We start from the raw sequence: 23,977 nt of genomic DNA on the forward strand, positions 1-23,977 counted from the left end.
AGCCACCAAAAAAGCAGCACAAGACCAACCAAAAGACCAGAAAGGACACGACGGACCCGATACAGGGCTCTCCGTTACCCGCCACAGCCTACCCAAGCATTCCAAAGCCTGCGATGGGGAGAACTTCCCGCGGCGCCAAGTGGCAACGCGTCCGTCAGCACGGTGGCACCCCTTGCACGCCGGGTTCTCCCAACGCCGTGGAGCCCGCGACGACGTAACGCCCCACGTTCCGCCCTGAGCCGGCTTCTATCCGGTACCAGGTTCGGATCGGGTTGGGGGTCCAATGGTCGCTTTGAATGATGTAGCAGCGCACCACAATGGGGTCGGCATCGGCCACGTAGAACCACGGCTCGCGATGGGCGTTGATGCCGTCACAGTCGTAGTACGGCGCAGGCCGGTAGTTTGCTCCGCCAAGGGTGTAAGTACAGGACCGCACAAAGTTGGGATCCGCTGTGCTCATCCTTGTTGTCCATTCCCCCATCCGACCGGATTGGGCACTGGCAGTGGCGATCGGCCCGCCTTGAGCCAGTGAATTGAACGTCTGGACCTGGATGCTGTGCCGTTCATCAAAGCCCGCGGTATTAATAACCCGGCTGCCTGATGGAGCTACCGTTTCCCAGTTGCCCGAGCCGTCGAAACTTATCCTGGTCTGGGCGACATCGTTTGTGGCCGTGGGTGAGGACCAGCTCAGCGTCAGTGATTTCTGGTTCATTCCACCGTTGGTTCCGGATGCCGACGGCGTTCCTGGCGCCCCGTAGGGCGTGACGGACGCCTTGGTGCTGGCATCCGAACTGGGCGCCACGGTGGAATGGGCGATGATCGTGATATCGGTCGCCCTGCCGTTGGCGAAGCCGCCCACCGTCTGCCCCGGAAGGATGGGACCCGTCTGGCCGTCGGCCGTAGCGTAATAGGTGTAGGACACCTCGTTGGCAGCTGAACCGTTCCGCTGATCCGGTGTGAGCTGATTGAAGTTGATAGTGACCTCCCCGCCGTTGCCGCCCGTATCGGCCGGTGTGGCGCTCACCCCGGTCACTTGCCCGAGCTTTCCCGTGGCACGTCGAGGGGCAGATGGCGCGCTGACGGCTCCCTTGCCGGCCTTGTTTTCCGCCTGCACGGTGAAGGTGTAGGCGGCTTCGGAGTTGTTGGCGGTGAATGTGGCGGTCCGGACCGTTCCCGTGATGGTCTGGGTTTGAGCCGCTGAGTCCCCGCCGCTCATGGTGACGTAGTAGTTCCTGATCGGATCGCCGTTGGTGTTCGGCTCTGTCCAGTTGACCGTCAGCTGGTTCTGGTTGCCGACGGAGGATGCCACCGCCGAGGTTGGGGCCGCGGGTGCGCCCGGAACGCCGGCCGGATTATCCTCCGGCGAATAGAGTCCCCAGTCGGAGGGGCCAAGCTCGTTCACAGCCTGCGCCCTCACCTTGTACTTGACGCCGTTGGTGAGGCCGGGCCAGGTGTAGTTCAGGCCCGCCACATCGTTTTTGACGGCGATGCCGTTGGCCGGGGGCGGGGAGATCTCCAGGTTGTAGGTCTTCACGGCGGAACCCTCGGTCTGTGCCGGCTGCCAGGTGATCACCATGTCCCTATCCCCGGCTTTTACTGCCGGGGCATCCGGCGGCGAGGGCTTCTCGTCGGGCCGGATCTCGTTGGAGGGGGCTGATGGCGCGGACTCGTCAACCTCGTTGGTGGCCGTCACCGTGAAGACATACTTGACGTCGTTCGTCAGGCCAGTGAGGGTGCACGTCGTCGTGGCGCACTTTTGGGTGAACGAGCCGGACCGGACCGTATATTCGGTGATCGCTGACCCGTTGTCCGACGGCGGCTGCCATTTGAGCACCGCCGTCCGGCTTCTCACGTCGGTGGCGGCTGGAGCGGAAGGAGCATCCGGCTTGTCGCGTACCGTAAGCCTGATGCGTCCGCTCGCCTGCCGGGAGACGTCGTCCGTTTTGTCCATGACCGTATAGCGCACCACCATGACGCCCTTGAAGCCGTCTGCCGGCGTCACCGAAATGGAGTCTCCGGAAACGGAAGGCTGGCCCGCCGCCGACCCGGTTTCCACGGTTGCCGCAACAATCTTCAGGGCAGCGTCGTTGAAGGGATTGAAATCATTGGCGAGGACATTGATGGTTTCCGCACGCCCGGCGTTGGCCTTGTCCACGACGTCGTCGGTGGCAACGGGCATCGGCCGGTTGGAGGCGACGTACTTAGCTGAAATGGTTGCCTTCACTGCCGGGGAACGAGCGTCTGTGACGCGGACAGGGATGCTGCCGACGAAACCCAGGACGACGGAGTTTTCCGCGCTGACCTTGAGCTCGCTTCCTTCAATCGCTGCCTTAAACCCCGTGGGCAGCGTACCGTCGAGCTCGAACTTGAGCTTGTCCTGGTCCTGCTCGTCAACGTCTTTGGCGAGGCCCCGCAAGTCCACGGTGGCCGTTTCGCCCTTGGGTACGTCCAGCGAAGTACCGCTGAAGGTGGGCGGGTGGTTTGCGGTGGGGTCAGGAATGACCCGCGTCATGATGGTCAGCGTGGACGTGAACCCTGCCGGATCATCCGGACCCGTCCCGTCGGTCACTTCGAAGGTCAGGGAGCCTGGACCTGCGTAGTCCGGCTTGGCGGCATAACGCAGTCCGGTTCCGTTGGAGGTGATCACGTTGGACGGATCCGCACCCTGAACATGTACTTTGTCGGCCACGGTAATCCTTGGCGACCGTCCCTCCCGGACCCTGACGTACTCGTTTAGGTCAAGGGTCAGTTCCTTGCCGGCCATCACTTCCACTACATCGGAATTGGCCAGGGTAGGCAGCTGTTCCGCCTGCCCGGGAACCCACATCACGGCGGTGGCCACTTGGCCATCGGCATCTGTGACGGTATAGGGAATGAGTTGTTCCTGTGGGGTCAGGGTCACGACCACGCTGCCTTCGGCTGCGCGCGCATTCGGATTTCCATCCGGCAGACCGATGGAAAGTTCGGCTGCGACGCCGTCCGGATCCACGGCGTTCTTGAGCACCGGCACGTCCACCGCGGACTTTCCCAGGGTTTCAGCCCGGGTCACGTGATCATCTTCGGCCACGGGCGGTTTCAGCTCTGCGTCAAGGCTGATCTTCACCCTGATCACGGCGCCGGCGCTGGCACTCCTGTCATCCTGGATTGAATAACGAACGCTTTCATTCCCGGCAACAGCGGGAGCCGTCAGCAGGACCTTGGAGCCTTCCGCGGCCTGGACCTGAAGCTCCGGGCGCGCCTCGAAGCCGTTCGCCACCAGTGCTACCGGATCGCCGTCGGGGTCGGAGTCATTGGCGAGTACGTCGACGGCGATATTGCGGCCTGGGCGCACTTCCACCGAATCGTCGACGGCCAACGGTTTTTGGTTGTTCGGCTCCGGCGGTGCAATGCCCACAATCACCGTGCCCGTGTTTTCCGCTCCAATACGGTCGCGGACTATGTAGGTGAAGGTATCTGTGCCTGCTGAGTCACCTCCTGCGGTGAACTCCAGATATCCCTCCCTCACAATGGCAGTTCCCATCGCAGGCGCCTGGTCGATCCCGACCAGCTGAACGGAGTCGCCGTCGGTGTCAACGCCGTTCAGTTCAACCGGGATCTTCACTGTCATCCCAGCGACGACACGGGCCGTGAGGTTCCGGGGCTCTGGGCGCGTGTTCCGGGCATCGTCCCTGGCCGCAATCCTGATGGTGACCTGCTGGGAGTCTGTCTGTCCGGATTCATTCCGGACCTTGTAGATGGCGTAGACCGTCTTGGGTACCTCGCCGGCAATAAATCGCAACGAGTCTCCAGCGGTAAAGATCCGCCCGTCGGCGGCGTCGGGTTGCTGGGCAAGATCCGGAACCAGCGTCAGCTTCCCGCCATTAGGATCTGAATCATTGGCCAGAACAGGCACAGTGACAACGTCCCCCACACGGACGATTGCTTCATCCGGTTTGGCCTGCGGCGGCTGGAGCTTTTCGGGTGCCGGGACCAGCAGGATTGCTATCTCCCCGGTAGCGGACGCTTTGCCGTTGGAAATGGTGTATTTCATCGTTAGCTGGCCTTCAGCCCGGATGTCGGTAACCTTCACCACCGAGTGGTTCAGGACTGACACGCTGACAGGCAAACCATCGCCGGCAGTTACTGATTGAACCACCAGCACTCCCCCTGAGGGATCCGAATCGTTGCCGAGGACGTCCACCAGGACGTTCCCTCCGGTGGGGAGCAAGGCGATATCCCGTACAGCAACCGGCGCGCCTTGGCCGTTTGCCTCCACCACGTCAATGCGGACCAGTTGCTGCGCACTCGCGGGACCATTAGTCACAAGGTAGGTCACGTAGTGGGGCCCTGGAGTGGCGGAATTAAAAGTGAAGGTCTGCTGGTCGGCGCCGATGGTGGCTGATGACTGCGCATCAGGCGTTGCCTGGGCCAGCCGCAATGAGCCGCCCTGAGGGTCTACGTCGTTGCCAAGCGGTGCGATGACGGTATCGGTCCCCGCGACAGCTACAACATGGTCTGCATTGGCCACGGGAGGAAGCGCCCCGGGTGCCCGGACGTCGACGATAATCTTCCCCTCGGCGGCCTTGGACCCGTCCGAGACCGTCACCGTCAGAGTCTTTCGTCCAGGCGCCGTTCCCGAGTCTTGGAAGGACAACAGGCCATCGGGGCGGATTTTGACCTGGTCGCGGGGATCGGAGCTTGCCACCCCCACCGCGAATAGATCGTCGCCGTCGGGGTCGATCCAGTCAGTCAGAATATTCTGGCTGATGAGCTTTCCGGATTGCACCACCAAGGCAGTGCTTCGGTTTGGTTTCTGCTGCGGGGCAGCATTCTCGGCGGCAGGAACAATCCTGAGCGTAACGTCGGCAGTTGCGGAGAGTCCCCGGCCATCATCTACTGTGTACGTAAAACTTTCAGAGCCTGACTTCTCTGCGGGAACAGCAATCTGGAAGCCTGTGCCGCCATAGATCGCAGAAAGCGCACCGGATTTCAGGGCCTCCGGCGTCCTGAGCGTGAGGACGTCGCCGTCGGGATCCGTGTCGTTGTCCAGCACCGGAAGGACGGTGGTTTTTCCCGCACGGACACCAAACACGTCCGGCTTTGCCAGCGGCGGATTGTTGGGCTTTGTCCGGTCTGGCAGGACGGTCTGTTGGACTTCGTCTGCTGAATCCTTGTCGGCATCGTCGGAGGTCTGCTTGGGTGGGACAACGTCGTCCCAGTTGTTCACCAGCTGCATGTTCTGGTTCACCAGCCACACATTGCCCGAATTCACATCATTAAGAACCACCAGATCCCGGTTCACCCGGAACACATACTCCGGAGACGCACTGGCCTTGGGAACATCAACGTTCTTGTCATCAGCGTCATTGACGCACTCGCGCACATACCTGTTCGCCCCCGACCACGCAGCATGCACACAGCCGCCCAGCTGCACCGGCGCCGCCGGAACACCCTCACCATTGAAGGTCACCGTCTTCGCCGTCGACCCGCCCAACGGCTGCAACAACAACGCCTTCGGAGTCGCCACCGCCACAGCATCAGAGGCAGGACCACTCTGCTGCAGCTTCGCGTCCTTCGCATCCGCCAACGCCAGCTCCCGCCCGCCCGGCAAAAACAGCTTCCCCCGCCCAGCATCCAACACCACCGGCTGATCCCCCACCACAGCCAACTGCAAATCACCGGCCCCCTTCAAGGCCTCCCACGTGCTCTCCTGAACCCCCGTGGACACACCCTCCGCATCCACAGACGTCACAGAAACCCTGCCTGTCTTCGGATCAGCACTGTAGATCCGGTCATCAGCGCCCACAGCCGACACCAAACCCTGCGAACCCACCACCACCGGCTCGCTGGACTCCTCATCAAAACCATTAACAGTGGACGGCGACAACGCCCACACCGTCCCCTTACCAGGATCAGTCACCGCCAAAACACCCCGGCCAAAACTCACATCCGCGGACCCCGGCAACTTCTTATCCCCACCCAGACGCATATTTGCCGCCGACACCTGATTCAACGTCGAACCCGTCGGATCATCAACAAAAACATCCCCGGCACTCTGCAACACATCAAAAGAAGTACTCGCCGGCGTCACCGCCCCATCCAGAACCCGCGACGGATAATTCAACCGCCCCACAGCATTCCTGGACTTACTCACAACCCAGACACCACCATCGTTCAACTCCACCTCAGTGGTCTTAAACCCCGGATAAACCACAGCACCAACCACCAACGCAGCACCAGCCACCGCAAAAACAGCCCCACTAAAAAACCCACTGCGGCGCCGACGAGACCCAGACCTGCCGAACAGATGTGTCACAGCCCTACAATTCCCCCGCAATAAAAGCCACCAAAAAAGCAGCACAAGACCAACCAAAAGACCAGAACAAAAAATAATGGAGGCGGCCGGCCACGGTGATCGGGCCGACGGTCAGCTCCGACTATCTCATAAGACCATCAATTGTATGAATAGGGCGGCCGCGATCCAGGACCCGATCTGGTCCAGGACAAGGCCTAGTCCAGGACCAGGCCGCGGCCGCTTCCCCTCGAAAGCAGCACCGGAAGGATTTCGCCGAAGCCACGCACGGTCTCCACGGGCTGCGGGACCAGCACGAACCGTTCGTCACTGTCCAGAGCGGCGGCAGTCACAGAATCCACCAGTACGGTGCCCGGGTCCGCCAGTGCGGTGAGGCGTGCTGCGAGATTCACAGTGGGTCCGTAAATGTCGCCCAGTCGTGACAGGATCCGGCCCCAGACCAGCGACACCCTGGCCTCCGGCAGAATCTCATCCTGCGTAAACGCTTCGGCAAGCGCCAGGGAGATTTCTGCGCCGGCGGCCGGCGTCTCGGCGATGTACAGGACTTCGTCGCCCACTGTCTTCACGAGCCTGCCGCCGCCGACGGAGATGATCTCGGCGCACTTGTTCTCAAAGCGCTGCACCAGCTGGGCAAGAGTCTTTTCGTTCATCCGGCGGGAGAGACTCGTATAGGAGACCAGGTCAGCAAAGCCGACGGCACGGGCCAAGGGCAACGGCGCGTCATCTTCGTCCCCTTCGCGGCCTTCTTCGCTGGCCTGCAGCCCGGCTTCGGCACGGACGGCCAGCCTTTGAACGCCGGCGTTGAGCTGGCGGCGCCACGAGTAGACCAGCATTTCCTCCAGGGCGTCCACCAGGGCCGGAAGTTCATTGACCAGGCGCTTGCGGGCGACGGCGTCCGGAACCCCCTGCTGATGAACCATGTCTTCCACAAGGGCTTCGATCTGCCAGACCACCATGCGGTCGGTCATTTGACCGATGGACCTCGTCACGGAAATAGCCGCCTCTTCCGTCAGCTTTCCGGTCCGGACGAGATCAACAACGGTGGAGAGCGCAGCCTGGTCCCGTTCGGTAAAGGCGACGTCCTCGTCGCCGAGATTGGGAAAGCCCAGGGCCCTCCAGAGCTTTCGCGCGGACAACAAGGAGAGACCTGCACCGGCCGCGACTTCACGCCGGCGCAGCTTTCGCTCACCGCCGAGCAACCGGGCTTCCAAGGCTTTTGCCGCCAGACGCTCCGCCGAGAAAGTGCCTGTGGCCGGGGGCCCGGTCACGGGGGCGAAATCAGCAGCGTCGGATTGGGGACCGCGCTCAGCAGCAGGTTCGGCGAACGGCGAGGCAGGGGCCGTTTCCAGGACGGCGTCTTCGATGGTGGCGGCCTCTACCACCGGTTCAATGGATTCTTCCGGTTCCTGCGCTTCTCCGCGTTCCGGTGTTTCTTCGTGTGTGAGTTCGCGTTCCCGTGATTCTGCCGATTCAGGAGTCTCTCCCGGTGGCTGAGTTTGCCCGGAGGCCAAGGGCACAGCTTCAGTGTGCTCACTGCCAGCGTTCATCTCTTCCACCTTCTCTCGGTCTCCTGGGCCGCTGTTGCGAACGGCCCTCCCAGTATCTGTCCACGTCCTCGAGCCCGTCTCCGCGGCTGTCCTCTTCTAAAAGGACCGAAGCCGGCGGCAGTTCATCGATGGCCTCAAGGACAAAATCACGGAACTTCCCCGCCTCCGGAACGTCCGCCAGCACCGCTGGATCATGATGCCCGGTATCCAAGGATATATTCCCTGAACGCAATATGCGTTGGAGCACCGATTGAACCACCCACACCTGCCGGATAGCTGCAAGGGAAACCTGCCATTCCCTGCGCCGCAACATTCCGTACTTGGCAACTATGCGCTGACTGGTCAATGTGTAGCGCGTCGACTGCCACCGCAAAGTGCGCGGAAGGCAGTACCCGCAGAGAACCCAGGCGACAAGCAGGATGCAGGCAGTCACCAGCCAAAACGTCCAAGCGGAGGTTACGACTGGAAACATCCTCGCAGGTTCCCCTTTGACGATCCATGCCGTTGCGAAGGCACCCACTGCTGGGACTGCAATGAAGAGAGCGGCCGGGATAATCAAAGTCCTCGGCTGGGGCCGCGTGACCACTATCACCTGTTCACCCGGCAACAGCTGTCTACGCATAACCGCTCTCGGTCGAACCCCCGGAACCGCTTCCTGATTGTTTCGAATCGTCTTGCCCTGGCGGAGTCCAGGGACGGAGGTGGACGACGTCGCCGGCGGTCACCACATGCTCGTGCGAAGCCGCGTCAACCACAAGAAGGGATCCATACTCGTCAAGCCTGGTGGCGTGGCCGATAATTTCGTGGTCGCCCGGCAGTTGGGCGCGCACCTGCTTGCCTAACGTCACCAGAACGCCCTGCACCCGCTTATGCAGGGATGGCCCACCCGCCATCCCTGCTGCGGGGTCGCCGTCGGCGTTACAGAAGCTGCGGTACAAGGTGGCGAACCGGGAAAGATAGCTTTTCAGGAGAACGGTGCGGTCTACGGTTTGGGCCTCTTCGAGCAACACAGACGTAGCGGTGGGAACGGGAAGCTCCTCCTGGGTCAACGTGACGTTCAGCCCGGTTCCCAGGACAACAGGTGGCACGCCTCCATCCCCCATGGGGCCCAGTTGGGCCAAAATCCCGGCAATCTTTCGTCCGCGGACTATGACGTCGTTGGGCCACTTAAGTTCAGCAGGGATGCCGGCCGTCTCCAGGAGTGCCTCGCGCAGGGCCAGGGCTCCCAGCAGCGAGAACCAGGAGTAGCTCTGCGTGGGCAGCGGCCGGCCCTCCGCGTTTACAGGCCGGAGGACCACTGAGACCAACACCGAGCTCAGCGGCGGGGCTTCCCAGCTGCGGCCAAGCCGTCCCCGGGCGGCGGTCTGGTGCTCGGTCGTTAATACAGAAAGGTCGGGCCAGGACCGGGGGTCAGTCGTGACAGCTTCCAGCAGATCGGCATTCGTAGAGCCGGTGGAATCGACCACGGTGAGCTGCGGAATTCCAGTGGCGGCCAGGAAATCCTCATTTACCAGCGCTGTCCGGTCCAGGCCTTTGCGCTCGACTCCCCGTGCGGTGTGCTCCGGAAAGTCAACGGGTTCCTGGCTGTTATCCGACTGGGGGGCTTCCATAGCTGAATCCTATCGAGTTGCCACGTCGACGGCGGCCTCCGCGCGCCAGGCTCAAAGGAAAATGTCAGGAACAAGCCGTTCCTCGGGCACACCAAGGCTGTAGGGGGAAAAGTCCATGACTCCGGCGGCAATCAGGACTTCCTCGTCTGTGTAGAAATTCCCGCTCCGGGAAGCGGAACCTGAGACTGCATTGCTTCCGGTCAGCACCGCGTGGGCAGCATCGGCGACGATTTCGGGTCCACGGGCGGCCTGGACCAGGTGGCTGCCACCGGGCATGTTCCGTATGGCAGCGGTATCAATGAGGGTCCGGGGCCACAGTGAATTGACGCTGATGCCGTCTGCTTTGAGTTCTTCTGCGAGACCGAGTGTGGTGAGGCTCATCCCGTACTTGGCCATGGTGTATGCCAAGTGCATGCCGGCCCATTTCGGGTCGAGGTTCAGCGGCGGAGACAGTGTCAGGATGTGGCCGTTATCGGAGCGGCGCAACGCCGGGAGAGCCAGCTTGGACAGCAGGAACGTGCCCCTGACATTGATGTCCTGCATCAGGTCGTAGCGCTTCATATCAATGGTATCGGTGCTTGAGAGGTCAATAGCCGAGGCGTTGTTGATCACTATATCGATCCCGCCGAACCGCTCGACGGCGGCATCAACGGCGCCCGCGACGTCGGCGTCGTTCCTGACGTCCCCAACGATGGGCAGCGCCTGGCCACCGGCTTTCACCAACTGCTCCGCGGCACTGAAAACCGTGCCTTCAAGCTTTGCATGGGGCGTCCCCGTCTTGGCCATCAGTGCGATGTTGGCACCATCCCTAGCGGCGCGCAGGGCAATGGCCAGGCCGATCCCGCGGCTTCCACCGGACATCAGGATGGTTCGGCCAGAAAGGGAACCGGCGGCCTTGTACGGCTCTGCTGCGGCGCCCGAAGCAACGTTGCTTGAAGTCATGGGAACACTCTAGCCGAAGTATGTTACTGGTGAGTAACATGTTCGACCAAGCCGACCGCAGCACTGAACCTTGTAGGTTTTCTACAGCCATGCGGGTCCAAAACGTTACTAGACTAGCCAGCAGGGCCCGGATTTTGTGTGGATGCTACTTAAGTTCTGCACCCGGGAGCCAGCGACTATCAGCTACAGAGCCGGAGACACTTGATGAGCCACGATCTGACCACGACAGCGGGAAAGATTGCAGATTTCCGCGATCGCCAGGCGCGTGCCGAACAGCCCTCCGGCCCCGAAGCGATCGAAAAGCAGCATGCGCGCGGCAAGAATACCGCCCGGGAACGCATCGATCTCCTGCTCGACGAAGGCTCGTTCGTCGAGTTCGACGCCCTCGCCGTGCACCGTTCCACCGCTTTTGGGATGGAAAAGAAGAAGCCGCTTGGAGACGGGCTCGTTTCCGGTTACGGCACGGTGGACGGGCGGCCGGTTGCTGTGTACAGCCAGGACTTCAGTGTCTACGGCGGGTCCCTGAGCCAGGTCAACGGGGAAAAGATCGTCAAGGTCCAGGAATTCGCCCTTCGCAACGGCTGCCCTGTAGTGGGTATCCTCGATGGCGGCGGGGCAAGGATCCAGGAGGGCGTGGCCTCGTTGGCAATGTTCGCCGATATCTTCCGCAACAATGTCCACGCTTCCGGCGTTGTGCCCCAGATTTCCCTCATTATGGGCCCGTCGGCCGGTGGCGCAGCGTACTCCCCCGCACTCACTGACTATGTGGTCATGGTGGACAAGACCTCGCATATGTTCATCACTGGCCCGGACGTCATCAAGACCGTCACCGGTGAGGACGTGGACATGGAAACCCTGGGCGGCGCACGCCAGCACAACGCCACCACCGGAACCTCCACCTACCTCGCCGCTGACGAAGCCGATGCCATTGAGTTCGTCCGCGAACTGCTCGACTTCCTGCCCTCGAACAACCTCGCCGAGGCCCCTGTGCTGGAGCACCAGCAGGAGCTCGAGCTCGACGACGACGACCTTGCGCTGGATACGCTGATCCCGGATTCCGCGAACCAGCCCTACGACATGCGCAAGGTCGTTGAACAGATCGTGGACGACGCCCACTTCCTCGAGATGCAGGCCCTCTACGCTCCGAACGTCATGATTGGCTACGGACGGGTCGAAGGCCACACTGTGGGCATCGTGGCCAATCAGCCCATGCAGTTCGCAGGCACCCTGGATATCTCCGCTTCGGAGAAAGCCGCCCGCTTTGTCCGCCATTGCGACGCCTTTAACATTCCCATCATCACTTTGGTGGACGTCCCCGGTTTCCTGCCGGGCAAGGACCAGGAGTTCCAGGGCATCATCCGCCGTGGAGCCAAACTGCTGTACGCCTATGCCGAAGCCACTGTTCCCAAGGTCACCGTTATCACCAGGAAAGCCTACGGCGGGGCGTACATCGTCATGGGCTCGAAAAAACTGGGGGCTGACCTCAATCTGGCGTGGCCCACGGCGCAGATCGGCGTGATGGGAGCGCAGGGCGCGGTCAACATCCTGTACCGCCGCGACCTCGCAGCTGTGGCCGCAGACGGCGGCGACGTTGAAGCCAAGCGTGCAGAAGTGATCAAGCAGTATGAGGAAGAACTTCTGAACCCCTACCAGGCCGCGCAGCTCGGCTATGTTGACGCCGTCATTGTGCCGTCCGAAACCAGGGTCCAAATTATTAAGGGGCTGCGGGCGCTGCGGGACAAGCGTGCCAGCCTTCCGGCCAAGAAGCACGGAAACATCCCGCTATGAGCACTGAACTTCCTGCTGGGAGCCAGGGCGAAGGAACGGCAACACCGCTGGCGCCGCCGCTCTTCTCCGTGACAAAAGGCGATCCCACAGCCGAGGAGCTCGCGGCGCTGACCGCCGTCGTGCTTTCACTCGGTGGCGGAGAACAAGCCGAACCGGCGAAGCCTACCGTCCGCGGCTGGGTCAGGCGTCAGCAACTTCGGCTCGCACCCACACCAGGGCCAGGGGCCTGGAAACGCAGCCGAGGCTGAATCCGTCCCCACCGCCTCCCTAACCTCGCTGCGCTCGGCCAGGGAACCCTCGGCGGCGGAGGCCCCTGCTACAGAAACCTCGCTGCGCTCGGCCAGGGAACCCTCGGCGGCGGAGGCCCTGCTAATGGTTCAGTAAGTCTTTCATAACTGGGTTTGCGCCGTTAGTCTCATGAGGGTGACTAACGAAACCACTCCCATTCGGCCGCAGACCGCCATCGACAAGATCGCCGACGCGCACACTGACACCCTCATCAGGCTCGACCCCAGCTTCGCCATCACCCTCGGCGTTCCTGGCCACGAGACCGAATACCAGGACTTCTCCCCGGCCGGAATCGAGCAATTTGTCGATGCCGCCCGTACCACGCTCGCTGCCCTTGAGCAGCAGGTTCCGGTGGACGACGTCGACACCGTGACGCTGGACGCCATGAAGGAACGGCTCGGACTCGAACTGGAAATCCACAACTCCGGCTGGGATGTTGCCAACCTCAACAACATCGCGTCTCCGGCCCAGGATATTCGTGCCGTCTTTGACCTGATGCCCACCGAGACCGTGGAACACTGGGACCACATCGCAGGCCGGGCCCACAACGTTCCCACAGCGATCGAAGGCTACGCGGCCTCACTTCTTGCTGCCCGGGATGCGGGGAAAGTTTCCGCCGTACGCCAGGTGGAGATTGTGATTGAGCAGACCAGCAAGTACGCCGCCGAGGACGGCTTCTTCGCCAAGCTGGCGGCAGGGGCCAAAACGGCGGAGGGACCTCTCCCTCAGGAGCTCCAGGACAAGCTCGACGCCGGTGCTGCCGCGGCCCGGCGTGCCTACGCACGGTTCGCGGAATTCCTCCGGCAGGAACTCCTCCCTGTGGCCCCTGCCAAAGATGCGGTGGGACGGGAGCGCTACGCCCTGGCTTCCCGATCCTTCCTGGGGGCGACGGTGGACCTTGAGGAGACCTACGCCTGGGGCGTGCAGGAACTTCAGCGGCTGATCTCCGAGCAGGAACGGGTTGCGGAACAGATCAAGCCAGGTGCCTCCATTGAACAAGCCAAGGAGATCCTTAACAACGATCCCTCGCGCCAACTCAAGGGAACAGATGCCCTCAAAGCGTGGATGCAGGAACTGTCAGACAAGGCTGTGGCGGAACTCGCGGATGTGCATTTCGAGATTCCGGACGTCATGAAAACCCTCGAATGCCTCATTGCCCCCACTGACGAGGGCGGCATTTACTACACCGGACCGTCGGATGACTTCAGCCGTCCGGGCCGGATGTGGTGGTCCGTCCCGGCAGGCGAAGACACGTTCACAACGTGGTCGGAAACCACCACCGTCTACCACGAAGGAGTTCCCGGGCACCACCTCCAGGTCGCTACTGCCGTATACCAGCGTGAACGGCTGAACAGCTGGCGCCGCAACGTCTGCTGGACCTCCGGCCATGGCGAGGGCTGGGCCCTTTACGCAGAGAAACTGATGCAGGAACTTGGCTATCTGAAAGACCCGGGCGATCACATGGGCATGCTGGACATGCAGCGGATGAGAGCAGCCCGGGTTGTGTTCGACATCGGTGTTCACCTGGAACTCGAGGTCCCGGAGCGCTGGGGATCCGGAACCTGGACGCCTGACAAAGGACTGGAGTTCCTCAGGGCCAACCTCCCCATCAGCGAAGGGCAGCTGAAGTTCGAGTTCACCCGGTATCTCGGGTGGCCGGGCCAGGCCCCGTCATACAAGGTGGGCCAGCGACTCTGGGAGCAGATCAGGGCCGAGCTCGAAACCCGGCCCGACTTTGACCTCAAGGCTTTCCACACCAAGGCACTGAACATCGGCTCCGTAGGCCTCGACGCCCTGAAGCGCGCCCTCCTGTCCTAACTAACCCCGCGGGTCCAGTCCAGCGACGTGGCCGCCTTCCTCCGCGTGCTGCTCCTTCGTCGCTTTGACGCACGCATCCGGAAGACTGCCACGCCGCCGGATCAGCCCACAGCCGAGACGTTTGCCACACTAATGTCGGGAATAACTTCACAAACGGCCTTGAACTCCCAGTAATCACGGGGATTATCGGCGCGGTGACGCATGAACTGCCCGTAACATTTCTCAACGTTCGTTCGCGGTGGTATATGCACTGCCTTTAGCGTATTCGGGTGAGCACTCAAACAAGCATCCCCGCCCCTGCAGGAAAATCCGGGTTCCAGCTGCCCAAGTGGGCCGGCTCGTTCGGTTTTCAGATCATCGCTGCCCTCATCGTCGGCCTCGGCCTTGGCCTCCTGGCCAAGTACACCGGCAGCACTAAAGCAAGCCCCAACGGCCTCGGCGCAACCTTGCAGACCATTGGCTCAAGCTACGTCTCGCTGCTGCAGACCGCCGTCGTACCTCTGATCTTTACGGCTGTGGTCAGTTCCATCTCGAACCTGCGTGAAGTGTCCAATGCCGCAAAACTGGCCTGGAACACCCTTCTGTGGTTCGCCATCACTTCGCTCATCGCAGTGCTGATCGGCATCGGTCTGGGCGTTTTCCTTCAGCCCGGCGCCAATACGGGCCTTGCCCAGCAGGGTGAGTACACCGGCAAGTCCGGAGACTGGTGGGCCTTCCTGATCGGCCTGTTCCCGAAGAACTTCCTGGGCCTCGGCGCCACCTCCACCGTGGCTGAGTCCGGCGCTGTCACCACGTCGGTCAGCTTCAACGTGCTCCAGATCCTGGTGATCGCTATCGCCGTCGGCATCGCCGCCCTCAAGGTGGGGAAGCAGGCCGAGCCGTTCCTGAAGCTCAATGCCTCTGCCCTTGCTGTGATCCAGAAGGTCCTGTGGTGGATCATCCGGATCGCGCCTCTGGGTACCGTCGGCCTGATTGGAAACGCTGTTGCTGTCTACGGCTGGGACACCATCGGATCGCTCGGCAAATTCACCATCGCTATCTACATCGGGCTGGCCCTTGTGCTGTTCGGTGTCTACCCCGCCCTGATCCGCTCGCATGGCCTTTCCGTCAAGCAGTATTTCTCAGGGGTGTGGCCCGCCGTCCAGTTGGCATTTGTTTCCCGCTCCTCCATTGGCACGCTTCCCCTGACCCAGCGCGTGGCTGAGCGAAACCTCGGCGTCCCCCGCGCCTATGCATCCTTTGCGGTGCCTTTGGGCGCCACCACCAAAATGGATGGTTGCGCGGCCATTTACCCGGCGATCGCGGCAATCTTCGTGGCCCAGTTCTTCGGCATCCAGCTGGACTTCAGCCAGTACCTGCTCATCGCCCTGGTCTCAGTACTCGGCTCCGCGGCAACAGCAGGCACCACCGGCGCAGTCGTCATGCTCACCCTGACGCTGTCCACCCTGGGACTTCCCCTCGCCGGCGTCGGACTCCTCCTGGCCATCGATCCCATCCTGGACATGGGCCGGACGGCAGTGAACGTGGCCGGACAGGCCCTTGTGCCCGCGATCGTTTCCAAGCGTCAAGGCATCCTGGACGAAACCCTGTACAACGCACCGCGAAACGGCGAGGCGTTCTCCGACGACACCCCGACGGCGGAAGACCCGTCATCCGCAGGCGGCACTTCTTCCCGCGAAGAGGAGCTTGAAACCTCGAAGGCGTAACTTCCACTGGCTTCTCCCTTAGGTTCTCCCCTGAGTTCTCCCTCCGGGAGATGCTGCCAGGAAATCCGTCCAACACAGTGCCGCAGCACAATTCCCCGGGAACTTCCCGGGGAATTGTGCTTTAAGTGCCCTTAGGAAAAATCCGCTTAGCGACCGCCTCCGATTACTCCCTTCTCCACCGCCTTGGCTGCACCGTCAGCCTCGGCCTGGGTCAGAGTGCCATCGGTGACTGCCTTATCAAGGCGGGTCTTGAGCGCAGCCGCACGTTCCGTCTGCGCCTCGGTGCGGAGCTCCTCCAGAGCGGCCGTCACTTTTGCTTCGTCAATCCCGAGGGATTGTGCCAAGGATGTTGCGAGGGCGGCGTCCATTGCTGAACGATCCGGCCTGGTGCCTGCAGCCTTGTCGCCGGATGTGGCATCAGGCTTGTTGGCATCGCGGAAGGCCTGCAGGGCTTCCGTAACCTTCGCTTCGTCAACGCCGAGCTTCGTAGCCAGCGCGGCCGCCTGCACGCCGGTGCCGCCACCCCGTTTGCCGTGACCGCCGGGGCCTCCGCGCTGACCGTCGGTTGAAGCGTCCGCAGATGCGCTCGCTGAGGAAGTGGGGGTCGGCGTCGTCGTGGCGGCATAGGCCGCTCCCGAGACTCCCAGACCTGCAACCAGCGCGACGCCGGCGGCGCTCAGGCCAAGGGTCAGTTTCTTCTTCTGTGACATTGCTTTCTCCTGGATCTGCCGCCCGAAGGCGGCTCAGATGTGCGGCCGGCCGTTGATTGCCGGCCTTTAACCACTCTCGGCGGGCGACGTGTTAGAGAGCTGTCCCGAGACTGTCAGGAGACTGTGAAGCAAAGTTGCGCAGAGTGCAAACTTGCACGTAGTGTAGCGCTGTGAGTCCAAACGTGCCGGTAATTGTTGCCGAAACTCCCCCTCTTTCCCGGCGAGAGCTGAACAAGGCGGCAACCCGCCAGGCCATCACACGCGCCGCCATGGAGCTCATCCGCACAAAGGGTGTGGGTAACTTCACGGTGGAGGATATCGCTGACGCGGCAGGTGTATCGCGCCGCACGTTCTTCAACTACTACGCCAGCACCGAAGCGGCCATCGGGAACATCACGCATGAGTTCCTGGAGGTTGCGCTCCAGCAGTTCCGGTTGCGCCCGCGTGACGAGCCCGTGATCGTATCGGCCAAAGAAGCCATGATGGCCCTCGCCGATCCAATGGCCGTTGCCCCCGTTGCCGAACTGTTCACCCTGATGCAGCAGAATCACCAGCTCGCCCGCTCGGAACTCGAAGCGTGGGACCACTGCACCGGACAGATCATCGAGGCCGCTCGTGAGCGCATGGCCGGCGAGACTGACGGCGAAATCGATGAACTTTTTCTTCGCGCCCTCTCAGGCTCGGTAATTTCGTGTGGAAGGGCGGCCATGGATGTCTGGTTCAGGCGTTGTGGACCCGACCTTTCGGAAGCCTCCATGGCCACACTTCGTCAATTGATGATTGATTCCTTGGACCTCCTAGCCTCAGGCTTCGCCACGTCACCCTAGCTTCAATCTCCCCTTCAGACATGACTTCCTCACAGACATCTCCTCTCCCCAAAGATCGGCACTGACATGGCCCTGCTCCTGTACCGCCTAGGCAAGTTCTCCTACCGCCACCGCTGGCTCGTCATCTCACTCTGGCTGGCGGTGCTGCTCGCCGTCGGGGGCTCCGCCGCAGCTTTCCACGGCACCATGTCCAACAACTTCCAGATCCCGGGAACCGAAACCCAGCGGATGCTGGACAAGCTGAAAAAGGACTTGCCGGAATCCGCCGGAGGCACCGCGGGTGTCGTGTTTGAGGCCGACGGCGGGCAGTTCAGCCAAGCGGGCACGGACGCTGTAACGGCGGCTTTGACCAAGCTCAGGACGCTTCCGGATGTCCAGGGTACTGTTGACCCCTTCGCCACCCAGGCCCAGTTCGACAAGGCGGAGTCGGACCTTGTGGCAGGAGAGCAAAAAGCCGCCGAAGGGAAAGCCCAGCTGGAGAAATCAGCAGCCCAACTTGAGGCCGGAGCCGCACAACTGGCCCAGGCGGAACAGCAACTGACAGCTGCCGGTTTGCCTGCATCCGCCATTGAAGCCCAGCTGGGCCAGCAAAAAGCGGAGATCGCTGCCGGTCAGCAGCGGCTTGAGGCCGGCAGGAAAGAAGCCGAAGCAGGCGCCGCCCAACTGGAGCTCGGCAAACGGCAGCTCGCCGCCTCTGAAGGCATGCGTTTTGTCTCCGAGGATGGTAAAGCGGCCATTGCCCAGGTTCAGTTCAAGACCTCCATCAATGCGCTCAACCCAGAGGTCCGTAAGGAAGTGCAGGAGATCGCGCAGGAGGTGTCCTCTGCCGGTGTCACTGCTTTCGCGAGCAAAGAGATTACCGAAGACGTCTCTGACGTGTTCGGGGTCTCCGAAATCCTCGGTGTCGCCGTCGCCGCCCTTGTCCTGATCGTGATGCTGGGAACGCTGATCGCGGCCGGCTTGCCTCTGCTCATGGCACTGGTGGGGGTGGCAGTAGGTGTAGGGGGAACGTTCGCGCTCACCAGCGTGGTTGATATGAGTTCCATCTCGCCGATGCTGGCCCTCATGCTGGGCCTGGCCGTAGGCATCGATTACTCACTCTTCATCGTCAACCGCCATCGCAGCCAGCTGTTGGCTGGAATGGACGCTGAGGAATCCGCGGCGTTGGCAACAGGCACTTCGGGCAACGCCGTGCTGTTTGCAGGCCTGACGGTCATCATCGCGCTTGCCGCCCTCGTTGTTCCCGGGCTCCCGTTCCTTGCCGTCATGGGTCTCTCCGCTGCAGCAACAGTGGCGGTCGCCGTCGTTGTTGCGTTGACCCTGACCCCGGCCGTCCTGTCCCTCATCGGCCGGAGGCTGATTTCCGCTCGTAGGTGGGCCAAAGCTGAACAGCACAACGCCGCACCTGGGCACGAAGAAGAGGACCACGCAAAAGAAGAGCACAAGAGCAGCCACGGCTGGGGCGGCCTCGTAACCCGGCACCCCATCCTGGCGATGCTGGCCGGCGTTGCGCTTCTTGGCGTGCTTGCCCTGCCGGCCGGCCAACTCCGGCTGGCATTGCCCGACGGCGGTTCGGAGCCGGTAGAGTCCCAGGCATACAAGGCGTATGACGTCACCGCCCGCAGCTTTGGAGAAGGCATGACCGGGCCGATCGTGGTGGTGGGCGAGTTCCCGGCCGGGCTGACCGAAACCGAAGCCCAGTCCAAGCAGTTCGACGTCGCTGACATCCTGCGGGGCCTGGACAACGTTACCGCCGCTGTCCCTGTTGCCCTGAGCGAGGACCGCCGCACTGCCGTCTTCCAAGTGATTCCGGAGGAGGGACCAGCCAGCGCAAGCACTGTCCAGGTGGTCTCCGAACTCCGCGGTAGAAGTGCCGGGATCAAGGACTCGACCGGGGTAAGCATCGGCCTCACGGGGCAGACCGCCGGCAACATCGATGTTTCAACGAAGCTGCGCGACGCGCTGCCCCCATACCTGGCGATCGTCGTCGGGCTGTCCCTGATCCTGCTGCTCCTCGTGTTCCGCTCCATCGTGGTGCCACTGCTGGCCACCGGGGGCTTCCTGTTGTCCCTGTGGGCAGCGTTCGGCGCCGTCGTCGCTGTGTACCAGTGGGGCTGGCTGGGAACGATCTTTGATGTTCCGAACCCTGGCGCGGTGCTGAGCTTCCTGCCCATCATCCTGATCGGCGTGCTGTTCGGCCTGGCCATGGACTACCAGGTCTTCATCACCTCAGGGATGCGGGAGTCCTATATGCACGGTGAAAGCGCCAAGCATGCAGTCCGCACCGGTTTCAGTCACGCCGCCGCCGTGGTCACAGCCGCCGCCATCATTATGGTCAGCGTCTTCTCCGGCTTCGTCTTCTCACACCTCACAATGGTGAGGCCCCTCGGCTTCGCCATGGCCTTCGGGGTCCTCGTTGACGCCTTTGTGGTGCGCATGACGATCGTCCCGGCAGTGATGTATCTTCTGGGCGACAAAGCCTGGTGGCTGCCGAAGTGGCTGGACCGGATCCTGCCTGATGTCGACGTCGAAGGGGCCAAACTCCGCCAGAAAGAACCGGCCAGAGTTGCCGCGCAGGCCGAGCAGGCCGAGCAGGCCGAGCAGGCCGAGCAGGCCGAGCAGGCCGAGCAGGCCGAGCAGGCCGAGCAGGCCGAGCAGGCCGAGCAGGCACGTGTTGAAGTGAATTAGGCTGGAACCCGTGACCCGCTTGATTCTGGCCTCCCAGTCCCCCGCCCGCACCAAACTGCTCAGCGAGGCAGGCATCCGGCATGAGGTTCTTGTCTCGGACGTTGATGAGGACGCAGTCCAGGCCCGTTACGGGGTGACGGAGCCGCACGACACTGCATTGCTCCTGGCGCGGGCAAAAGCGGAAGCAGTGGCTTCGCTTCCTGAATCCGAAGGTGCGCTGGTGATTGGCTGCGACTCCGTCTTCGAATTCGAGGGCGAGTCGCATGGCAAGCCCTACACGCCGGACATTGCGCGGCGGAGGATGCTGCGGATGAGCGGCAACAAAGGCGTACTGCACACCGGCCATTGGCTCGTGGACTGCCGGGACACCGAGGCCGACGACGATCCGGAGTTCTCGCTTGGTTCCGGCGCCACAGTCGGGGCGGTTTCGTCGGCCGAAGTGCATTTTATGGAGATGTCAGGCGAGGAAATCGACGCCTACATTGCCACTGGAGAGCCGTTGCACTGTGCCGGCTCTTTCACTATCGACGGGCTGGGCGGGGCGTTCATCCGCAAGATCGACGGCGACCCCCACGCCGTCGTCGGGCTTTCCATTTCCACCCTTCGGGTCCTGTTGGGGCAAGCCAAAGTGGGCATCACCGAACTTTGGCCGGCCAACCCTTAGAGGTGACCCGCTGATCTTGTTGCCTGCCCATTTTGGCGGCGGTACCCTAGCGAAGTAGGGCAGGTGGTCGGAGCTACAAGGGTTCCGATGCTCCGGCCGGAAGAAGTCACAGTGACAGTTTCCACCGCTTTGGACCGCGGCCGGTCAGCCTTCGCAGAACGTCGGTGGCTGGATGCCTCCAGCGAGTTCGCCCTGGCGGTCCAGGAAGGCGGATTGCCCGCCGAGGATCTGGAACGTTCGGCCACCGCTGCCTTGCTGCTGGGCCGTTTCGACGACGGCATCAACACCTTGGCGAAGGCGCACGAGGAATACCTTCTGGTGGGCGAAGCTCCTGCCGCAGCGCGCTGCGCCGCCTGGCTGGCCATGCAGTTCAGGTACGCAGGAAAGCCTGCCGCCGCCGGTGGGTGGTTGGCCCGGGCCCGCCGGCTGGTGGAGGAACACCCGGAGCCCTGCGCCGTCGAGGGATTCCTCCTGGTCCAACAGGCCCTGGCACAAATGTACGGCCGGGACTTCGAAGGTGCCCTGCAGATGTTTGCCCGAGCTGAACAAATCGCGGAGCGCTTCCAGGATCGCGACGTTCTGGCGCTCTCCAGGCTAGGGCAGGGTCAGGCCCTGATCAGGCTCGAGCGGGTCGACGAAGGAATGGCGCTGCTGGATGAGCTCTTGGCATCAGTCATGTCAGGCGGAGTCGGCCCCTTTCCTTCCGGAATCGTCTACTGCGCCCTTATAGAGAGCTGCCACCTCGCGTTTGACCTCGGCCGCGCCCAGGAATGGACCCTTGCCCTGGACCGGTGGTGTTCCTCGCAGAAGGACCTGGTGCCCTTCCAAGGCCAATGCCGGATGCACCGTGCCGAGATCTATTGCCTGCAGGGCGCCTGGTCTGACGCCCTCGCCACGGCACGCACGGCTCAGGAGTTGTCCCGGCGCGGGGACCGGAACGCGATGTACGGCGGCTTCTACCAGCAGGCTGAAATTCAGCGGTTAAGGGGCGAATTTACCGAAGCCGAGAATTCGTACCGGCAAGCGCACCAGGCAGGTCACGATCCCCAGCCAGGGCTCGCCTTGCTCCGCCTCGCCCAGGGGAAACCCGCAGCGGCCCAATCCCTCATCCGACGGGCAGCCGAGGAGGCGGGGACCTTCTCACGCCGGATGCTCCTGCCTGCGATGGTCGAAATCGAGGTGGCCGCGGGAGATCTTGTTGCCGCCCACGCTGCAGCGGCGGAGCTTGAATCCCTCGCCGAAGCCACCAGGATGCCCTGGGTCATGGCGCTCGCCGGTTATTCGACAGGAATTCTGTTGTTGGCTTCCAGGGACCCGCACGGCGCCGTGAAGGCCCTTCGCGGTGCCTGGGGCAACTGGTCCCAGCTGGAGGCGCCATATGAGGCAGCACGCTGTCAGTTGAAGCTCGGCATGGCACTTCAGGAACTGGGCGACGACGAATCAGCCCAGCTGGAATTCGCGGCTGCACGCACAGTTTTCAATGATCTCGGCGCGATGCCGGCATTGAGCTCCCTGGACCAGCTCGGAAACCCGGTTTCTCCAGCTCCCGTGGCAGACAATTGGCCTCTCAGCCCTCGTGAAGCCGAAGTGCTGCGGTTGGTCTCTGCCGGCATGAGCAACCGGAGTATCGCCTCGGCACTGTTTCTCAGTGAAAAGACGGTGGCCCGGCACGTCAGCAACATCCTGCTCAAACTGGATGTGCCATCCCGCAGCGCGGCGACGGCGTACGCCTACAACCACGGGCTGGCCGGACGCCTCCCCGGCAGTACATAAAAATACCCATTCCCCATTCCGGCACATCACATACTTTCCTCGATGTGCCGCCATGTAGCTGAAACGTAGCGTGAAGCCATGGAACTACCCCTCCATACCGTTTACATCCTCAGCTCGGAGGCATTGCCATGAACAACAATCATTTTTCCGGTCAGCCCGAAACCAAGGACACCGTCATTATCGGCGGAGGCCAGGCAGGACTCACGCTCGGATACCTCCTGTCCCGCCAACGAAGGGATTTCGTCATCCTCGACGCCAGCGAAAGGGTTGGTGATGGCTGGCGGAAACGGTGGGACTCCCTTCGTCTCTTCACCCCCGCAAAGTTTGATGGGCTTGTAGGGATGAGTTTCCCCGGAGACCGTTTGGCCTTTCCCACCAAAGACGAGCAGGCTGACTTTCTGGAGTCCTATGCCCAGCGCTTCAATCTCCCGGTGCTCAGCAATACCCGCGTGGACAAAGTGGAACGCTCAGGAGAGGGCTACCTCGTCACAGCCGGGGACCGACAGTGGTCCGCCCTCAACGTGGTGGTAGCCACCGGGCCGGAAGAACTCGCAAAGCTCCCCTCCTTCGCCCAGGACCTCTCACCCACCATCCGGCAAATGCACTCCACCGAGTACCGCAGCCCCGGCCAACTCCAGGAGGGACCGGTGCTCGTGGTGGGGGCAGGCAACTCAGGGGCGGAGATAGCCTTCGAGGTGGTCCGGAGCCACCCGACGCTGCTGTCCGGAAGCCCTTCAGCAGAACTTCCCTTTAAGCATGGCCGGAATGCAGCAAGGTTCGCCCTTCCCCTGGTCCGGTTCGCCGGCTTGCATATCCTGAACCTGGATACACCCATTGGCCGCAAGGCGGCGCCCGGCTTCCTGACGCATTCCGCTCCCCTGATCCGCACACGTATGCGGGACCTGGCCGCGGCCGGCGTCGAGATCGTTCCCCGGATCACGGGTATCCAGGACGGTGTCCCGTTGACCGCTGAAGGCAACGCACTGGAAGTCTCCAATGTCATCTGGTGCACCGGCTACCGTCATGATTACAGCTGGTTGGACGTACCTGGTGCCCTTGACGCCAACGGGGTCCCGGTTCAGCGCCGGGGTGTAGCGGAGACCTCACCGGGCCTCTACTTCCTGGGTCTAGAATTCCTGTACTGCGCCGCCTCTTCGAGCCTGCCCGGCGTGGGCCGGGACGCGAAGTACCTCGCGGAGCATCTTGCCACCCGTCAGGCAGCAGCTGCCGGCGAGCGTCAGGACGTGGGCTAGCAACAAAGACGTGGGCCAGCAACAAACCAGCCAATTTGTAGCAACCCTACAAGTTCTGCGGCTGATACCTG

The 23,977-nt window shown here is 62.4% G+C and carries 15 protein-coding genes; 9 read left to right on the forward strand and 6 right to left on the reverse strand.

The annotated features are described in order from the left end of the window. Window positions 1-154: 154 nt before the first annotated feature. The 5 genes from M1E05_RS15080 to M1E05_RS15100 form a co-directional block, all read right to left on the reverse strand. The gene (locus tag M1E05_RS15080) at window positions 155-5,899 is read right to left on the reverse strand and encodes an Ig-like domain-containing protein (protein ID WP_461163409.1); all 5,745 of its coding nucleotides are present in this window, start codon (window positions 5,897-5,899) and stop codon (window positions 155-157) included. Window positions 5,900-6,489: 590 nt separating this feature from the next. Beyond that, window positions 6,490-7,839 carry an adenylate/guanylate cyclase domain-containing protein gene (locus M1E05_RS15085; RefSeq protein WP_458113728.1) on the reverse strand — a complete coding sequence of 450 codons (1,350 nt, stop codon included), beginning with the start codon at window positions 7,837-7,839 and terminating at the stop codon, window positions 6,490-6,492. Continuing rightward, complete coding sequence (locus tag M1E05_RS15090) at window positions 7,823-8,311, reverse strand: PH domain-containing protein (protein ID WP_458113727.1); 489 nt, start codon at window positions 8,309-8,311, stop codon at window positions 7,823-7,825. Before M1E05_RS15090 ends, M1E05_RS15085 begins: the two co-directional genes overlap by 17 nt. Before the next feature lie 142 nt (window positions 8,312-8,453). Further along, the gene (locus tag M1E05_RS15095) at window positions 8,454-9,449 is read right to left on the reverse strand and encodes a biotin--[acetyl-CoA-carboxylase] ligase (RefSeq protein ID WP_461163410.1); all 996 of its coding nucleotides are present in this window, start codon (window positions 9,447-9,449) and stop codon (window positions 8,454-8,456) included. A 51-nt stretch (window positions 9,450-9,500) separates the two neighbouring features. Then, window positions 9,501-10,391 (reverse strand): SDR family oxidoreductase, encoded by an 891-nt coding sequence (locus tag M1E05_RS15100; protein WP_461163411.1) that lies wholly within the window; start codon window positions 10,389-10,391, stop codon window positions 9,501-9,503. Between the two features lie 204 nt (window positions 10,392-10,595). On the opposite strand from M1E05_RS15100, the gene M1E05_RS15105 reads away from it, so the two are divergent. From M1E05_RS15105 to M1E05_RS15120, 4 genes are all read left to right on the forward strand, one after another. After that, window positions 10,596-12,179 (forward strand): acyl-CoA carboxylase subunit beta, encoded by a 1,584-nt coding sequence (locus tag M1E05_RS15105; protein ID WP_458113724.1) that lies wholly within the window; start codon window positions 10,596-10,598, stop codon window positions 12,177-12,179. Further along, window positions 12,176-12,427 carry an acyl-CoA carboxylase subunit epsilon gene (locus tag M1E05_RS15110; protein ID WP_461163412.1) on the forward strand — a complete coding sequence of 84 codons (252 nt, stop codon included), beginning with the start codon at window positions 12,176-12,178 and terminating at the stop codon, window positions 12,425-12,427. The genes M1E05_RS15105 and M1E05_RS15110 overlap by 4 nt, the downstream gene beginning before the upstream one ends. 175 nt (window positions 12,428-12,602) lie before the next feature. Then, window positions 12,603-14,285 (forward strand): DUF885 domain-containing protein, encoded by a 1,683-nt coding sequence (locus tag M1E05_RS15115; RefSeq protein ID WP_461163413.1) that lies wholly within the window; start codon window positions 12,603-12,605, stop codon window positions 14,283-14,285. Window positions 14,286-14,554: 269 nt separating this feature from the next. Further along, complete coding sequence (locus tag M1E05_RS15120) at window positions 14,555-15,991, forward strand: dicarboxylate/amino acid:cation symporter (RefSeq protein WP_461163414.1); 1,437 nt, start codon at window positions 14,555-14,557, stop codon at window positions 15,989-15,991. Between the two features lie 146 nt (window positions 15,992-16,137). Here M1E05_RS15120 and M1E05_RS15125 read toward each other — a convergent pair whose 3' ends face one another. Continuing rightward, window positions 16,138-16,701, reverse strand: coding sequence for a hypothetical protein (locus M1E05_RS15125; RefSeq protein WP_461163415.1), 564 nt, complete (start codon window positions 16,699-16,701; stop codon window positions 16,138-16,140). Window positions 16,702-16,871: 170 nt separating this feature from the next. On the opposite strand from M1E05_RS15125, the gene M1E05_RS15130 reads away from it, so the two are divergent. From M1E05_RS15130 to M1E05_RS15150, 5 genes are all read left to right on the forward strand, one after another. Next, window positions 16,872-17,528, forward strand: a complete 657-nt coding sequence (locus tag M1E05_RS15130; RefSeq protein ID WP_461163416.1) for a TetR/AcrR family transcriptional regulator — start codon at window positions 16,872-16,874, stop codon at window positions 17,526-17,528. A 66-nt stretch (window positions 17,529-17,594) separates the two neighbouring features. Then, window positions 17,595-20,216 carry an MMPL family transporter gene (locus M1E05_RS15135; protein WP_461163417.1) on the forward strand — a complete coding sequence of 874 codons (2,622 nt, stop codon included), beginning with the start codon at window positions 17,595-17,597 and terminating at the stop codon, window positions 20,214-20,216. Between the two features lie 10 nt (window positions 20,217-20,226). Further along, window positions 20,227-20,880: a Maf family protein gene (locus M1E05_RS15140; RefSeq protein ID WP_461163418.1), complete on the forward strand. Its 654-nt coding sequence runs from the start codon at window positions 20,227-20,229 to the stop codon at window positions 20,878-20,880. 111 nt (window positions 20,881-20,991) lie between these two features. Further along, window positions 20,992-22,653 (forward strand): LuxR C-terminal-related transcriptional regulator, encoded by a 1,662-nt coding sequence (locus M1E05_RS15145; protein ID WP_461163419.1) that lies wholly within the window; start codon window positions 20,992-20,994, stop codon window positions 22,651-22,653. A gap of 128 nt (window positions 22,654-22,781) precedes the next feature. Next, window positions 22,782-23,906, forward strand: coding sequence for a flavin-containing monooxygenase (locus M1E05_RS15150; protein WP_461163420.1), 1,125 nt, complete (start codon window positions 22,782-22,784; stop codon window positions 23,904-23,906). The last annotated feature ends 71 nt before the right edge of the window (window positions 23,907-23,977 follow it).

This window comes from Arthrobacter sp. R4-81, from assembly GCF_054792365.1.

Bases quoted from the DNA above. Each gene is read 5' to 3' on its own strand.
- M1E05_RS15085 (WP_458113728.1), bottom strand. From the start codon at position 7,839: ATGAACGCTGGCAGTGAGCACACTGAAGCTGTGCCCTTGGCCTCCGGG.
- M1E05_RS15090 (WP_458113727.1), bottom strand. From the start codon at position 8,311: ATGTTTCCAGTCGTAACCTCCGCTTGGACGTTTTGGCTGGTGACTGCC.
- M1E05_RS15095 (WP_461163410.1), bottom strand. From the start codon at position 9,449: ATGGAAGCCCCCCAGTCGGATAACAGCCAGGAACCCGTTGACTTTCCG.
- M1E05_RS15100 (WP_461163411.1), bottom strand. From the start codon at position 10,391: ATGACTTCAAGCAACGTTGCTTCGGGCGCCGCAGCAGAGCCGTACAAG.
- M1E05_RS15105 (WP_458113724.1), top strand. From the start codon at position 10,596: ATGAGCCACGATCTGACCACGACAGCGGGAAAGATTGCAGATTTCCGC.
- M1E05_RS15110 (WP_461163412.1), top strand. From the start codon at position 12,176: ATGAGCACTGAACTTCCTGCTGGGAGCCAGGGCGAAGGAACGGCAACA.
- M1E05_RS15125 (WP_461163415.1), bottom strand. From the start codon at position 16,701: ATGTCACAGAAGAAGAAACTGACCCTTGGCCTGAGCGCCGCCGGCGTC.
- M1E05_RS15135 (WP_461163417.1), top strand. From the start codon at position 17,595: ATGGCCCTGCTCCTGTACCGCCTAGGCAAGTTCTCCTACCGCCACCGC.
- M1E05_RS15150 (WP_461163420.1), top strand. From the start codon at position 22,782: ATGAACAACAATCATTTTTCCGGTCAGCCCGAAACCAAGGACACCGTC.